This window comes from Streptosporangium sp. DT93, from assembly GCF_049844535.1.
Classification (GTDB): Bacteria; Actinomycetota; Actinomycetes; order Streptosporangiales; family Streptosporangiaceae; genus Streptosporangium.
This window is the reverse complement of the sequence record NZ_JBNCLF010000011.1, coordinates 21,296-35,680: the sequence shown is the minus strand read 5'-3', so window position 1 is coordinate 35,680 and position 14,385 is coordinate 21,296. Positions and strand designations below refer to the sequence as shown.

The following is a 14,385-nucleotide window of genomic DNA, read 5'->3' as shown; positions in this document are numbered from 1 at the left end:
CATGCTGAACCATCCGTGGGTCGTCTACGCGACCGCCGTTCTTCGCGTCCGGATCGACAAGGCGCGCAACGCCCCCACCCGGGGCGCCTCGGCGGTCGAGTGGGTCATCATCACCGCCATCATCGCCGGGGTGGCGCTCGGACTCGCCACGCTCATCAAGAGCCTCGTCGAGGCCCAGCAGGCCGAGATCTCCACCAACTTCGGCGGCGGGGGCGGCGGGGGCGGCGGTGGCGGCGGTGGCGGTGGCGGTGGGGGCGGCGAACTTGGAGACCCGTGACCGAACGCCCGGCCCCCCGCCCGACCGTACGCCGGACCGTGACCGCACGACCGATCGCGACCGCACGCCGGACCAAGCGTCCGGCCGTGCGTCCGGTCGCGATCGCGGGCCGGACCGCTCCCGCACGCGCGGTCGCGCGCGGCGGGACGGTGAGCGCGGCGCCACGGTCGTCGAGCTGGCGATCATCATGCCGGTGGTGCTGGTCGTCATCCTGCTCGTCGTGCAGTTCGCCCTCTGGTTCCACGGGCGTCAGATCGCCGACGCCGCGGCCAGGGAGGGGGCGCGGCTCGCCAGGGTCGACACCGAGTCCTGGCGGCAGGACGCCGAGTCCCGTGCCCAGGAGCTGATCAGCGCCGTCGGGCCCAGGCTTCTCGACGGCGCCACGGTCACCGCATGGGAGGAGGGCGACCAGCGGGGCGTCGAGGTGACCGCCTCGGCGGTCCAGGTCGTCCCGCTGCTGCCGTCCACCACGTTCACCGTGACCGCGCGCTTCGGCGGTCCCATCGAGTGCTTCCGGCCCGACGACGGGAGCGAAGGGTGCCAGTGAGCCACCAGTGATCCCCCTGTTCCGACGGGTCCTCCCGCCGCCCGGCGACGACCGCGGATCGCTCAGCACCGAGACGGTCCTGCTGGCCCCGGTCCTGCTGCTGTTCCTGCTCTTCCTGGTGGGGGCCGGCAGGGTGGTCGAGGCCCAGGGCGAGGTCAACGGCGCGGCCAGGGACGCGGCCAGGGCCGCCTCGGTCGAGCGCACGCTGGCCGACGCCGAGGACGCCGCCCGGGAGGCGGCCGACGCGTCCCTGTCCGGCGAGTGCGAACCCCAGGTCGATCTGGCCGGTACGAAGTGGGAGCCGGGCGGCCTGGTCCGCGCCGAGGTGACCTGCTCGCTGGACCTGGACTTCCTGGGCTTCGGCGCGGCCAAGGAGATGAGGGGCGACTCGGTGGCCCTGCTGGAGCGGTTCCGCAGGGTCGAGGGGGACACGCCGTGACCCCGTCGCGGGAGCCGGGACGCCCGTCGCGCCCACCGCGTCCGATGCGCCGGAAGGGCGGGAGGAGACGCCGCCGAGGGCCGGGCGGGACCGGCGAGCGGGGGTCGATGTCGGTCTTCACGGCGATCTTCTCGGTGGCGGTGTTCCTGCTGGCCGGGCTCCTCGTGGACGGCGGCGCCGCCATCAACGCCCGGCTGCGCGCCGCCGACGTCGCCGAGCAGGCGGCCAGGGCCGCGGCCGACCGGATCGACGAGGAACACCTGCGCGCCACCGGTGAGGTCAGGCTGCTGAGGGAGGACGAGACCTGCGCCGCCGCCGAGGAGATCGTCTCGGCCCACGGCGGCGGCGACGTACGGATCACCGAGTGCGCGTCCGGTGGCCAGGACCAGGTCACCGTGGGCGTCTCCGTCACCTGGAAGGCGTTCTTCCTCGCCGCGTTCGGCTTCCCCGGCGCGGCCATGGAGGCCTCCGCCACGGCCGGGCCGGACGCGGGGGACGACGCCGGAGAAGGTGCCGGGGACGGTGCCGGGGACGGTGCCGGGGACGACGCGCTGCCGTGAACCACCGGCCCACCGATCGGCCGACGACGAATCCGGACAGGGAAGGAGACGAATGCCCACGCGACAGCCCATGCGCATCAAGGTCAGGCGCACACCGGGAGACCTGCTGGCGGGTCTCGGCGCCCTGATCGCCCTGGTCGCGCTCGTCGCGGGCGTCCCCTACGCCCTGTTCAGGCTGGCCGGGCCGCCGCTCCCGCCCGAGTTGCTCGACCTCGACCTGCTGACCAGCCAGGTGGGCACGAGCACGATCGTCGCGATCCTCGTCCTGCTGGTCTGGCTGGCGTGGCTGCAGATGGCCGTCTGCGTGCTGGTCGAGATCTACGCCGGGCTGCGCCGGGTCGGCATGCCGGCGCGGGTGCCGCTCTCCGGCGGCACCCAGATGTTCGCCAACCGGCTGGTCTCCGCGGCCATGCTGCTGTTCACCGTCTCCGCGGTGGCGCTGCCGATCGCGAAGTTCACCGGCCCCCCGCCCGCGCTCACCGGCATCGTCTCCACCGGCCTGCCGATGACGGCGGGACCCGTCGCCGGCGAGCGCGCCGAGCTGGAACCGGTGCGCAAGGCCAAGAAGGTGTACGTGGTGCAGCCGCCCCACGGGCGCCACCACGAGAGCCTCTGGGAGATCGCCGAGAAGTGCCTCGGTGACGGGCGGCGCTACCCGGAGGTCTACCGGCTCAACCAGCACAAGGAGCAGCCGGACGGCAGCCGCCTGCGGATGGCCGACCTCATCAGGCCCGGCTGGGTCCTGGACATGCCGGACGACGCGCGCAACGTGCACATCGTCCCCGCCACCGAGTCGCGCGAGGACATCCTCGACGACCACCGCGGCAGGCCGTCCGACCTGGACGGCCGCACCCAGACGTTCACCCCCGGCGCGGACCTGCCCGGGGAGCGGCTCCCCGACGCCTCCCCGTCCCGCGACAGTGACGGCCGCGACGACAGTGACGGCCGCGACGGCCGCGACGGCCGCGATGCCGGTGACGTCCGGGCACCGTCCGAGACCGGCACCGGTCACGCCGACCGGCAGGAACAGGACCGCGCCGACCGGCGGGAACCCGGCGCGGCGGCGGACACCGACCGGCCCGCGCGGCGCGACCCGGCCGACACGGCCGAGACCGCCGAACCCGCCCGGACCGGGCAGGACAGGGAACGGCAGGCCGAACACCGCCCCGCACAGGACCCCGTACAGGACCCCGTACAGGAACAGGGCGCCGGAGCCGACCTGGGACAGGACACCGGTCAGGACCAGGGGCGGCAGCAGGACCTGACCATGCTCGACTACCTGGCCGCCTCCTCGCTGGCCGCCGCCGGACTGCTGGTGGCGCTCGGCCGCAGGCGCAGGCAGCAGCTCTGGCACCGGGCGTTCGGCCGCCGGGTCGTCCGCCCCAGGGAGGACGCGGCCGAGGCCGAGCTCGCGCTCCGGCTCGGTGCCGACGCCCCGGGCAGCCGGATGCTCGACGTCGGGCTCAGGCTGCTGGGCCGGTCCCTCGCCGCCCAGAACCGGACCCCGCCCACGATCTACGCCGCGCACCTGTCGCCCCAGACCCTCGACCTGTGGGTGCATCCGCCCGACTCCGAGGCCCCGGCCCCCTGGACGGCCCACGACGGCGGCCAGGTCTGGCGGCTCCCCGCGCACGAGGGACGGATGCTCGACGAGCGGTCGCTCGCCGACGCGCCCGCCCCCTACCCGGGGCTGGTCTCGCTCGGCTCCAACGGCGAGGGCCGGGTGCTCGTCGACCTGGAGGCCGCGCACGGCCCGATCCGCATCCACGGCGCGCAGACCACCGCGGCGCTGGCCGCGCTCGCCGTGGAACTGGCCACCAACCGCTGGTCGGACCGGATGCGCGTCACCCTGGTCGGCTTCGGCGAGGAACTGACGGTGATCGCTCCCGACCGGATCAGGTACGCGGGCGGCCTGACGGACGTTCTCCCCGAGCTGGAGGCGGAGGCCGAGGCCACGGGAGGAGGCCGTGGCGGTGGCGAGGTGCTCACCGGCCGGATCCAGGGGCGCGCCGCCGACCCGGCCTGGACCCCGCACTACCTGCTCTCCGCGGTCCCGCCCACCGAGGAGGAGGGGCGGCGCCTGGCGCTGCTCGCCAGGAGAGGCGTCAGGACGGCCACCGGGTACGTCGTCGCGGGCGACGTCCCGCACGCCACCTGGAACTGGGAGATCACCGAGCAGGGCCGGGCCGGGGTGGACGCGCTCGGGTTCGACGTCGAGGCGCACCTGCTGCCCCGCCGCCACTACCGGGCGCTGATCGACCTGTTCCTGGCGGCCGGCCGGCTCGAGGGCGAGCCGCTCCCCGACGAGCACGAGCCCGTCCCCGCCAGGCCCTCGGTCGAGGTACGGATCCTGGGGCCCGCCGAGGTCGTCGGCCCCCCGCCCATGGAGGAGGGGCGGGCGGTGCTCGCCGTCGAGCTCGTCGTCTACCTGGCCACCCACCCCGGCGGCGTCCACCCCGTGGTGCTCGGCGGCATCCTCTGGCCGAGGGGCGTGCAGCCCGTCGTCAGGGACGCCACGATCGCCAGGGTCGTGGCCTGGCTGGGCACCGACGGCCAGGGCAGGCCCAACCTCTACACCGACGAGTCCGGGCGGCTCCGGCTCGGCCCCGAGGTGTGCACCGACTGGATGGTCTTCCGCGACCTCGTCCGCCGCTCGCACGCCGACCCCGCCGGGCGCCACGCCCTGCTGGAGAGGGCGCTCGACCTGGTGCGCGGCCCGCTGCTGAGCGGCCGTCCGCGCGGCCGCTACGCCTGGCTGGCCGCCGACGACCTGGAGTACGACGTGACCGCGGGCGTGGCGGACGCCGCGCACCGGCTCTGCGAGGTGCGGACGGCCCGCGGCGAGATCGGCGAGGCCGTGGCGGCGGTGCGGGCCGGGCTGCTGCTGGCGGCCGACGACGAGGGGCTCTGGCGCGACCTGCTGCGCGCCACCCACCTCACCGGCGATCCCGTCCGGTTGCGCGGCGTGGCCGACGCCCTGCAGCGCAGGGCCGCCTCCCATCCCTACGGCGGCGGGATGGCGCCCGAGACCGAGGCCCTGATCGACGAGCTGCTGCCCTCGTGGCGGATGCGCTCGGCCCCGACCGCATGACGGGCCCCGAGGACCAGGCCCGCCGTGCCGGCCGGGGACGCCGCGTGAAGGACGAGGAGAGAAGTATGCCGAATGGCGCATGTCGGTGGTTCCGGCGGCCGGGCGCTCCTACCGTGATCGGTGTGCGTACCGTGATCGCGCTCGTGGTGCTCCTGGCGGCGGCCTGCGCCCCGTCCGAGGCCGAGCCGTTCACTCCCGTCGACCTGTCCCCCGGGACCTCCTCGCCCGGTTCCGCCGACGGCTCCTCGCCGGACCCCGCGGGGACGGGGCCGAGGGTGGAGACGGTCCGGGTCTCCCCCGACGTCCAGGTGGTGGTGGAGTGGCCGGCCGTGACCGACCGGGACACCGTCGAGATGATCGACGCCTTCCGCGACTACCGCGCCGGGTCCTTCCGGTCGGTCGTCACCGGGGGCGAGGACACCGCGTACTACAAGGTCTTCCACGACGAGGCGGTCATGGAGGCGTACAGGTGGGTGAAGGAGTTCCTGCGGCAGCGCCGCTCGGTGCGCGGGGTCTCCCGGGTGTACGCGCTGAACGTCGTCTCGGTCTTCGAGGGCAAGGGGGCCGAGTTGCGCGCGTGCGTGGACGAGACCGGGATGCGGCTGCTGGACGCGAGGACCGGGAAGGCGGTCCGCAGGCAGCCCGACTGGACCAGGAGTCCCTTCCTCCAGATCGTCGGCCTCCGGAAGGGTGACGACGGGGTCTGGCGGATCAAGCTGCTCGAGCACGCCGACCCTTTCAGTGAGGGCGCGAAGGGATGTCTTCGATGATCATGAATATGGTGCTCGCGGGATCGCTCCTGCTCGTCCCCGCCGCCGCCCCGGACCCCGGCGGCGCGGGCGGTGGCGACAGCTCCAGCGTCCGGGTCGAGGCCGACCAGAAGGGGAGGACGTCGGGGCTCACCCTGAAGAACTCCCAGATCATCGTCAGCGGGAACGGCCGCGGCGGGAAGAGCGACGGCTACCGGCTCAAGCGTCCCTGCTGGTACGAACCCGCGCAGAACCCCGAGGACATGCTGAGGTACCAGCAGTCCGTGAACCCCCGGCCGGACCCGGACGCGCCGCAGACCCGGCAGAAGGCCCTGGAGCCGTTCGCGGACAAGCTCGGCGAGGAGGGGCGCTGGTGGGTGGTCGCCCACGACTCGTCCGACCCCAACGGGGTGGGCTGCCAGATGGCGATGGACCCCTACGTGTTCGTGCCGCCCGGCACGACCCCGCCCAACGGGATCACCATGGCCGAGCTGGCCGACATCGCCCGCGCCGCGCTGACCGTGCCCGAGCCGGCGATCGAGCTCAGCCCGGACGCCAAGAGCTACGTCAACCTGCCGACCTGGGTCTGGCTGAGCGGTGCCGGCGAGACCACCCGCTCCGTGACCGCCACGCTGCCCGGGGTCATGAGCGCCACCGTGACGGCGAACCTCAGGGACATCGAGATCGATCCGGGCACCACCGACGACAAGCGGGCGAAGGTCACGACCAGCGGGTGCGGCGCGAGCGGCACACCGTACGCGAAGGGCGCCGCGTTCACCTGCGGCGTGAACTACCTGCGGGCCTCGGTCGACCAGCCGCGCGGTGTCTACGAGCTGACGGTCACCTCGGTCTGGGACGTCGGCGTCGAGGACGACGCGGTGCCCGTCGCCTACGACCCGATCGAGGCCTCGGCCACCCGCGACGTCCCGGTGGGCGAGGTGCAGAGCACGGTCAGGAAGACCGGCTAGCGACACTCCTCGCGGAGCCGGAGCCGGAGCCGGAGCCGGAGCCGGAGCCGGAGCGCTTCGCCGGCCGGTGAGGCGAGGCGAGGCGCTCCGGCGGACGGTGTCCCTAGTGCTCCCGGACCCGGAGCCGTTCGGCGGCCGGCGCCCCCTCGTGGGTGAGCAGCCACTGCTTGATCGAGGTGCCGTAGTAGTAGCCGCCGTACCCGCCCCCGGACGGCAGGATGCGGTGACACGGGACGAAGGGCGCGATCAGGTTCCGCGCGCACGCGGAGCCGGCGGCCCTGGCCGCGGTCCTGGGCAGCCCCGCCCGCTCGGCGAGCTCGGCGTAGCTGATCGTGACGCCCGCCGGCACCTGGCGCAGGGCGGTGAGCAGCCGTTGCCGGACGGGCGTGCCCGGCTGCTCCACCGGCACCGCGTCGAGGGCGGTCAGGTCGCCGTCCAGGTAGTCGAGGGCCGCCCGCGCCGGCCGGCCCAGGTCGTCGCTGAGCCTCATCCCCTCGGCGCGCAGCTCGGGGGAGAGGCGCGCGAACATCTCCTCGGGGCCGACGGTGGTGAAGCCCGCCGCCAGCAGCACGTCCTGGCGGGCGAGCATGGCCAGCGGGCCGATCGGGGTGTCGAGAACCTGTGCCTCTATCATTCCGAACTCCAAAGGTGCAGTGCGGCGTACGCCCGCCAGGGGCGCCACCGCTCGATGTGACTGTCGGGGATGCCCAGGCAGGCCATGGCCCGCCGCAGGCCGAGGTCTCCGCCGGGCCAGGCGTCCGGGTCGCGAAGCGCCCGAAGCGCGACGTACCCGGCGGTCCACGGGCCGATCCCGGGGACCTCCAGCAGGCCGGCCACCGCCTCCGCGGGCTCCTGCCCGCCGTCCAGGTCGATCTCGCCCGCCGCGACCTTCGCGGCGAGCGCCCTGAGCGTGGCGGTCCGCCGCCCGGTCAGGCCGAGCCCGTCGAGGTCGGCCTCGGCGAGCCGCGCCGCGTCGGGGAACAGCAGGCCCGGCTCCGGCCGCGTCACGGCCGACGCCGGGCTCCCGGCGCGGGCCGTGACGCGGCCCAGCAGGGTACGGGCGCCCGCGACGGAGATCTGCTGGCCGACCACGGCGCGGACGGCCATCTCGAAACCGTCCCACGCGCCGGGCACCCGCAGTCCCGGGCGGGCGGCGACGAGCGGTGCCAGCGAGGTGGCGCCGAGGGCGGCGGAGATGGCCTCCGGGTCCGCGTCGAGATCGAGGAGGCGCCGGCAGCGGGCCACGATGCGGGCCAGGTTGCGGGTGTCCTCGACGCTCACGTCCAGCCGGACGCGGCCGGGCTCGGGGGTCAGGGTGACGGTGCCGCCGGGCACGGCCCGGCCGTAGGACGTCGCGTCCGCCCACTCCAGGCCGGGGATCGCCCGCGCCGACAGGAACCGCATCAGGGTCGCGGCGTCGTAGGGCTCCCTGCGGTGCAGCCGCAGGGTCAGCACGCTCACGGAGGCCCCCGCCCCACCGGCCTGGCCCGTACCGGTGCCGGTGCGGATCCCGGTCCCGGGATTCCCGGGACCGGTCCCACCCGCCGCCCTGCCCGTGGTCGCGCGCAGCTCGCCGGGGGTGAAGCCGTAGGTGCCCTTCATGGCCGCGTTGAACTGCCGGACGCTGCCGAAGCCCGCGGCGAACGCCACGTCGACGATCGGCAGCGCGGTCTCGGTCAGCAGCTGCTTGGCCAGCAGCAGGCGCTTGGTCCTGGCCACGGCCAGCGGCCCCACGCCGATCTCCTCGGTGAACAGCCGGTGCAGGTGCCGGCCGGTGATGTGCAGCCGCCCGGCGAGCCGGGTCACCCCGCCGTCGTCGGCCACGCCCTCGTCGATCAGCCGGAGCGCCCGGCCGACCAGGTCGCCCCGGTGGTCCCAGCCGGGATCGCCGGGGCTCAGCTCGGGCCGGCACCGCTTGCAGGGCCGGAACCCGGCCGCCTCGGCCGTGGCCGCGTACCGGTAGAAGCGCACGTTGCGGGTGGCGGGGGTGCGGGCCGGGCAGATCGGCCGGCAGTAGATGCGGGTGGAGGTGACCGCCGTGTAGAAACGCCCGTCGAACCGGGCGTCCCTCGCGGCGACCGCGCGGTAACAGGCGTCGAAGTCGAGCTCCTTGACGGACACGACAACGACGCTACCCTCGGCGGACCCGACGTGACTGGCGGGAATCGGACATGACGGCGAGCCTCTCCGGCCCCACGTGAAGGAGACCGTCCCTCACTTGGAGGAGACGCCGACCCCGATCTCGAACTCGCGGTAGACGCGGGCCCAGAACCCGTCGCGCAGCCAGACACGGGCCTCGGGGTACGGGCGCAGCGAGTGCCCGAGCTCCTTCTCGGCCTCGATGAGCAGCTCGGTGTCGATCACCGTGGGCAGGATCGGGCCGGGCAGCAGGTCGCGGATGTTGTCGCGGCCACGGGTGAGGATCCACTTCTGGGCGACGTGCTCGCCCACCTCCTCGACGCGCGGCCTGCTGGGGCCCAGCTTGGTGACCTGGGCCACCGGGATCTTGGGTTTCGCGGCCGTACGCCCGGCGAAGACCTGGGCGGGGGAGGGGGCGACGGGAGCGACCGGGACCGGGACCGGCGCGGGGGCGCGGCTGAAGTAGGAGCGCAGGAAGTCGGCGCTGATGATCTCGACGGTGTCGGACTCCCAGACCAGGCGCTCGGCCTGGTTGGTGCCGTAGGGGGGCTCGACGCCCCACAGGTGGATCCGCACCCCGTAGGTCTGGGCGGCCTCGACGGCGGGCACCATGTCCTCGTCCCCGGCCAGCAGTATCGTGTCGCTCACCGCGTGGTGCCGGGCCAGTGCCTCCAGGTCGCTCCTGATCTGCGCGTCCACGCCCTTCTGCTGCCCGCGCGCGTTGAGGTTGCCCAGGCGCACCTTGACCCAGGGGAGCTGGGCGATGACCCGCTGGTCGACGGTCGGCACCCGGTCGCGGGCGGCGTCGTACCAGTAGATCCGGAGGAGCTCGCCATGGATGCGCTCCTCCGCGTGCTTCTGCAGCGCCTGGATCAGCTCGTCGGCCGCCACCCGGTACTCCTTGCGCTCCTTGGCGGCCAGCAGCACCTCCCCGGCGGCGGCATAGAGGTAGCCGACGTCGACCAGGACGGCGTACTTGCCGGGAATAGGGCGTGATGTGAGGTCCAGGATGGTCATGGCGTCCTCCAGGCCTCGGAACTAGCTGATCGGCTGACTATATGCGCCCATTTCTTAGATGGTCCCAACTCTCGTGCAAGTTGACACCCCGTTCCCGGGATCTATCTCGGCAGCGCGCTCGATCTCCATGCGCCTTGTCCACCAGGGAGTTGTTTTCGCATGCGATGAGCGGGATTGCTCCAGGATTTCGGCGCCTGCGCGCTTTCTGACGTCGACATCGACCGTCCGGCCTGCGCCGCGAGGGCGACCGTCACCGCGGCGATCTCCTCCGGCGTGGCGTCCCCTTTAATGATCTTCAAATGCTTCACAGCGGGATGTTCCCATGCTTCTTGGGCGGCAGGGTGGCGCGCTTGTTGCGCAGTGCCCGCAATGCCCTGACGATCCGGACGCGGGTGTCGGAGGGACGGATCACCGCGTCCACATACCCGCGTTCGGCCGCGAGGTACGGGTTGGCCAGCGTGTCCTCGTACTCGGTGACCAGCCGGGCCCGGTGGGCGTCCGGGTCCTCGGCCGCGAGGAGCTCGCGCCGGTAGAGGATGTTGACCGCGCCCTGCGCGCCCATCACCGCGATCTGCGCCGTCGGCCAGGCCAGGTTGACGTCCGCGCCCAGGTGCTTGGACCCCATGACGTCGTACGCGCCGCCGTAGGCCTTGCGCGTGATCACCGTGACCAGCGGCACGGTCGCCTCCGCGTAGGCGTAGAGCAGCTTGGCGCCCCGGCGGATGATCCCGTTCCACTCCTGGTCGGTGCCGGGCAGGAACCCCGGGACGTCCACGAAGGTCAGCACCGGGATGTTGAAGGCGTCGCAGGTACGGACGAACCGGGCGGCCTTCTCCGAGGCGGCGATGTCCAGCGTCCCGGCGGAGCTCATCGGCTGGTTGGCGACGACCCCCACCGAGCGTCCCTCGACCCGGCCGAAGCCCACCACGATGTTGGGCGCGAACCCGGCGTGGACCTCCAGGAACTCGCCCTCGTCCAGGACGTGCCCGACGACCGCGTGCATGTCGTAGGGCTGGTTCGCCGAGTCGGGGATCAGCGTGTCGAGCTCGCGGTCGGCGTCGGTGGTCTCCATGACGGGGTCGGCGGCGAAGGCCGGCGCCTCGTCCATGTTGTTGGAGGGCAGGTAGGACAGCAGCGCCCGCGCGTACTCCAGGCAGTCGGCCTCGTCGGCGGCCTCGTAGTGCGCGACGCCCGAGCGGGAGTTGTGCGTGCGTGCCCCGCCGAGCTCCTCGAACGTCACCTCCTCGCCGGTGACGGTCCTGATCACGTCGGGACCGGTGATGAACATGTGCGACTTCTCCGCGACCATCAGCACGAAGTCGGTGAGGGCCGGGGAGTAGACGGCGCCGCCCGCGCACGGGCCCATGATCAGCGAGATCTGCGGGATCACCCCGGAGGCGTGCACGTTCCGCTTGAAGATCTCGGCGTACAGGCCGAGCGAGACCACGCCCTCCTGGATGCGCGCGCCGCCGGAGTCGTTGATGCCGATCACCGGGCAGCCGGTCTTCAGCGCGTGGTCCATCACCTTGACGATCTTCTCTCCGAAGACCTCGCCCAGGGAGCCGCCGAAGACCGTGAAGTCCTGGGCGAAGATCGCCACCGGCCGGTCGTCGACCGTGCCGTGCCCGGTCACCACCCCGTCGCCGTAGGGCCGCTCGCGTTCCATGCCGAAACTGGTGGACCGGTGCCTGGCGAGCTCGTCGAACTCCACGAAGCTGCCCTCGTCGAGAAAGGCCAGGACCCGCTCGCGGGCGGTCATCTTGCCCTTGGCGTGGTGTCTCTCGACGGCGCGCGCCGAACCCGCGTTGGCGGCCTCGTGCAGCCGGCGCTCCAGGTCGGCCAGCTTCCCGGCGGTCGTGTGGATGTCGGGTCCGGGATCCACCGGTTCGGCGCTCATCGAAAACCTCCAGTGCGCACGCCCCCGGGCTCTGCCCGGGGAGGGACACGGCACGGTACCGCGCGGTGCCGGTCCAGTTTCGCCTGTTCCGCGGCGAGAACCAAGCCGCCGGGGCCATGGTGGGCGGTCGCGAACTATCGCGACGGATCGTTCGTTCCCCCTGCAGGATCGACCGATCCCGGAAGGGGGCACGATGCCGGACATCACGGAAGCGGTACGGACCAGCGGGCTGGTCAAGAGATTCGGGCAACAGGTGGCGGTCGGGGACGTCGACCTGGTGGTGCCGCGCGGCGGCTTCGCCGGGCTGGTCGGGCCCAACGGCGCGGGGAAGACGACCACGCTCGGCATGGTCACCGGCCTGCTCCGCCCCGACCAGGGCACGATCCACATCGACGGGATCGACGTCTGGCGCGACCAGGTCGCGGTCAAGAGCCGCATCGGCGTGCTCCCCGAGGGACTGCGCCTGTTCGAGCGGCTGTCGGGGCGGGAGCTGCTCTCCTACAACGGCCAGCTCCGCGGCATCCCCCAGCAGGAGGTGCGGCGCCGCTCGGGCGAGCTGCTGGAGGTCATGGGCCTGACCGAGGCGGCCGACAAGCTCGTCGTGGACTACTCCACCGGCATGCGCAAGAAGATCGGCCTGGCCGCCGCGCTGCTGCACAACCCCGCGGTGCTCTTCCTCGACGAGCCGTTCGAGGGGGTGGACCCGGTCAGCGCCAACACGCTCGTGGAGGTGCTCCGGCGCTACACCGCCTCCGGTTCGACCGTCGTCTTCTCCAGCCACGTCATGGAGCTGGTGGAGCGCCTGTGCGACTGGGTCTCGGTGATGAACCGCGGGCGGATCGTCGCCCAGGGGCCGCTGGACGAGGTCCGGGCGGGCCGCGGCCTCAACGAGGCGTTCCTCGCCCTGGTCGGCGCCCGTGACGGTGAGGGCACGAGCGGACAGGAGGGCCTGTCATGGCTGGGCGCGACCCCGAGGTGACCCCCGCTCCTCGTCCCACCCCGGTCACCCCGGACTCCCGGATCACCCCGGTCGTCCCGGGCCCCGCCCCGGACTCCCCGGCCACCCCCGCCCCGGCCGCCGCGCGGGTGGGGACCATGGTCTTCGTACGGCTCAAGCTGCGGCTCGTCGCGGGCAACCTGCGCGGCAGCACCCAGCGCAGGCTGGGGTTCGTCTTCACGGTGCTCGCCGCGATCGTGGTGGCCGCCTTCGGCTTCATGACGATGGCCGGGCTGCGGTTCGTCCCCCCCGAGACCGCCCTGGACGCGACGGTCGTGCTGTTCACCTTCCTGCTGGTGGGCTGGGTGGTCGTGCCGCTGATGGCATTCGGGCTGGACGACACCCTCGACCCGTCGCGGCTGTCGCTGTTCCCGCTGCGCACGGGGCGGCTCGCCACCGGCATGTTCGCCGCCTCGGTCACCGGGGTCTGGCCGGCCGCCACGCTGATCATCACGAGCGGGGCCGTGGCCGGGCTGGCCGACGGGATCGGCGAGGTGCTGCTCGGCGCGGTCGCGGTGCTGCTCCACTTCGCGCTCTGCGTCGTCCTGTCCCGGCTGGCGACCACGGCCCTGTCGGGCGTGCTGCGCAGCCGCAGGGGACGCGACGTGCTGGCCATCTCCGCGATCTTCGTGGTGCTGGCGGCCCAGGTCCCCAACCTGCTGCTCAACGGCGGCGTGTCCGCCGACCCCGTGGCCCTGCTGGGCGCCATGGCCTCGACGCTGCGCTGGACCCCGTCCGGCCTGGCGGCGCACGCCGTCGCCGGCGGCGGCCTCGTCGCGGTCACCGGGATCGTCGTGCTCGCCGCCCTCGTCGCGGTGGCCGGGTGGCTGTGGATCGTGGCTCTGCGCCGCGCCCTGGTCACGCCGGACGGCTCCACCGAGGGCGCGGCGGTGCGCGACTCCGGCGGTCTGTCGGCCAGGTTCCTGCCCTACGGCCCGCTCGCGGCGGTCGTGGGCAAGGAGCTCAAGTACGCCCGCCGCGACCCCCGCGGCAGGGTCGGCTGGTTCGCCGCCGTCGCGGTCGCCGGGATCATGGCCTTCTCGATCAACAACAACGGCGACGGCGCCGGAGGCATCGGCATGGCGCTGGCGCCCGCCTGCCTCGGCGCGGCGATGATCGCCGTCCAGGGGTGCAACGCCTTCGGCATCGACGGCCGCTCCCTGTGGATGAACACCGTCGTGTACGGCAGCGACCGCGACTGGCGCACCGACATCGCCGGGCGGCACCTGGCCGTGACCGTGATCGCCGTCCCGCTGCTGGTCCTGCTCTCCGTGGTCGCCGCGCTGCTGGCCGGGGACGTCCTCTGGGCGATCCCGTCGGTGATCACCGCCTGGGGCGTCCTGGGCGTCGGGCTCGGCGTGGGCGCCCTGACCAGCGTGCTGCTGCCCTACACCGTGCCCGAGCGGCTGAACGCCTTCACCGGCGCGGCTCCCGGCCAGGGCGGCATCGCCTTCCTGGCCTCGTTCGGCGCGCTGATCGGCACCGGCCTGCTCTCGCTGCCGATCCTCGTGCCGATGGGACTGGGCCACATCTGGGTCTGCGCGCTGGCGATCCCCTACGGGGTGCTGCTCTCCTGGGGTGCCCGCAGGGTCGCCGGGAAGCTGGCCTTCGCCCGGTATCCGGCCCTGCTGGAGGCGACCTCCGCGGCCACCTGAATGGTCTAGTCCAATGGGTGAGACCGGTCTCCGCCGGAGGAAACCCGGT

Annotated in this window: 14 protein-coding genes; 9 read left to right on the top strand and 5 right to left on the bottom strand. The window is 73.4% G+C overall.

What is annotated here, in order from left to right:
• Position 1 precedes the first annotated feature (1 nt).
• From ACLQ2R_RS23020 to ACLQ2R_RS22990, 7 genes are all read left to right on the top strand, one after another.
• A complete protein-coding gene (locus ACLQ2R_RS23020) occupies positions 2-277 on the top strand; it encodes a hypothetical protein (RefSeq protein WP_425962474.1) in 276 nt (91 codons plus the stop codon).
• Entirely contained in the window at positions 228-824 is a 597-nt protein-coding gene (locus ACLQ2R_RS23015; protein ID WP_425962473.1) for a TadE/TadG family type IV pilus assembly protein, read from the top strand. Before ACLQ2R_RS23020 ends, ACLQ2R_RS23015 begins: the two co-directional genes overlap by 50 nt.
• A gap of 7 nt (positions 825-831) precedes the next feature.
• Positions 832-1,263 (top strand): TadE/TadG family type IV pilus assembly protein, encoded by a 432-nt coding sequence (locus tag ACLQ2R_RS23010; protein ID WP_425962472.1) that lies wholly within the window; start codon positions 832-834, stop codon positions 1,261-1,263.
• A 107-nt stretch (positions 1,264-1,370) separates the two neighbouring features.
• Positions 1,371-1,823: a pilus assembly protein TadG-related protein gene (locus tag ACLQ2R_RS23005; protein ID WP_425962470.1), complete on the top strand. Its 453-nt coding sequence runs from the start codon at positions 1,371-1,373 to the stop codon at positions 1,821-1,823.
• Between the two features lie 52 nt (positions 1,824-1,875).
• A complete protein-coding gene (locus tag ACLQ2R_RS23000; RefSeq protein WP_425962469.1) occupies positions 1,876-4,914 on the top strand; it encodes a BTAD domain-containing putative transcriptional regulator in 3,039 nt (1,012 codons plus the stop codon).
• 122 nt (positions 4,915-5,036) lie between these two features.
• A complete protein-coding gene (locus tag ACLQ2R_RS22995) occupies positions 5,037-5,684 on the top strand; it encodes a hypothetical protein (protein ID WP_425962468.1) in 648 nt (215 codons plus the stop codon).
• Positions 5,681-6,631 carry a hypothetical protein gene (locus ACLQ2R_RS22990; protein WP_425962466.1) on the top strand — a complete coding sequence of 317 codons (951 nt, stop codon included), beginning with the start codon at positions 5,681-5,683 and terminating at the stop codon, positions 6,629-6,631. Before ACLQ2R_RS22995 ends, ACLQ2R_RS22990 begins: the two co-directional genes overlap by 4 nt.
• A 103-nt stretch (positions 6,632-6,734) precedes the next feature.
• On the opposite strand, the gene ACLQ2R_RS22985 is transcribed toward ACLQ2R_RS22990, so the two are convergent.
• The 5 genes from ACLQ2R_RS22985 to ACLQ2R_RS22965 all read right to left on the bottom strand — a co-directional run bounded on the left by ACLQ2R_RS22985 (position 6,735) and on the right by ACLQ2R_RS22965 (position 11,684).
• On the bottom strand, positions 6,735-7,265 hold the full coding sequence (locus ACLQ2R_RS22985) for a methylated-DNA--[protein]-cysteine S-methyltransferase (RefSeq protein ID WP_425962465.1): 531 nt from the start codon (positions 7,263-7,265) through the stop codon (positions 6,735-6,737).
• A complete protein-coding gene (locus ACLQ2R_RS22980; RefSeq protein WP_425962463.1) occupies positions 7,262-8,752 on the bottom strand; it encodes an AlkA N-terminal domain-containing protein in 1,491 nt (496 codons plus the stop codon). The genes ACLQ2R_RS22985 and ACLQ2R_RS22980 overlap by 4 nt, the downstream gene beginning before the upstream one ends.
• Positions 8,753-8,845: 93 nt before the next feature.
• Entirely contained in the window at positions 8,846-9,787 is a 942-nt protein-coding gene (locus ACLQ2R_RS22975; RefSeq protein ID WP_425962462.1) for an NYN domain-containing protein, read from the bottom strand.
• Between the two features lie 101 nt (positions 9,788-9,888).
• The gene (locus ACLQ2R_RS22970; RefSeq protein WP_425962460.1) at positions 9,889-10,095 is read right to left on the bottom strand and encodes an acyl-CoA carboxylase subunit epsilon; all 207 of its coding nucleotides are present in this window, start codon (positions 10,093-10,095) and stop codon (positions 9,889-9,891) included.
• Complete coding sequence (locus tag ACLQ2R_RS22965; RefSeq protein ID WP_425962458.1) at positions 10,092-11,684, bottom strand: acyl-CoA carboxylase subunit beta; 1,593 nt, start codon at positions 11,682-11,684, stop codon at positions 10,092-10,094. The genes ACLQ2R_RS22970 and ACLQ2R_RS22965 overlap by 4 nt, the downstream gene beginning before the upstream one ends.
• A gap of 193 nt (positions 11,685-11,877) precedes the next feature.
• Between ACLQ2R_RS22965 and ACLQ2R_RS22960 the strand changes: the two genes are divergently transcribed.
• Positions 11,878-12,663, top strand: a complete 786-nt coding sequence (locus tag ACLQ2R_RS22960) for an ABC transporter ATP-binding protein (protein ID WP_425962457.1) — start codon at positions 11,878-11,880, stop codon at positions 12,661-12,663.
• Positions 12,639-14,336, top strand: coding sequence for a hypothetical protein (locus ACLQ2R_RS22955; RefSeq protein ID WP_425962456.1), 1,698 nt, complete (start codon positions 12,639-12,641; stop codon positions 14,334-14,336). Before ACLQ2R_RS22960 ends, ACLQ2R_RS22955 begins: the two co-directional genes overlap by 25 nt.
• Positions 14,337-14,385: the final 49 nt, after the last annotated feature.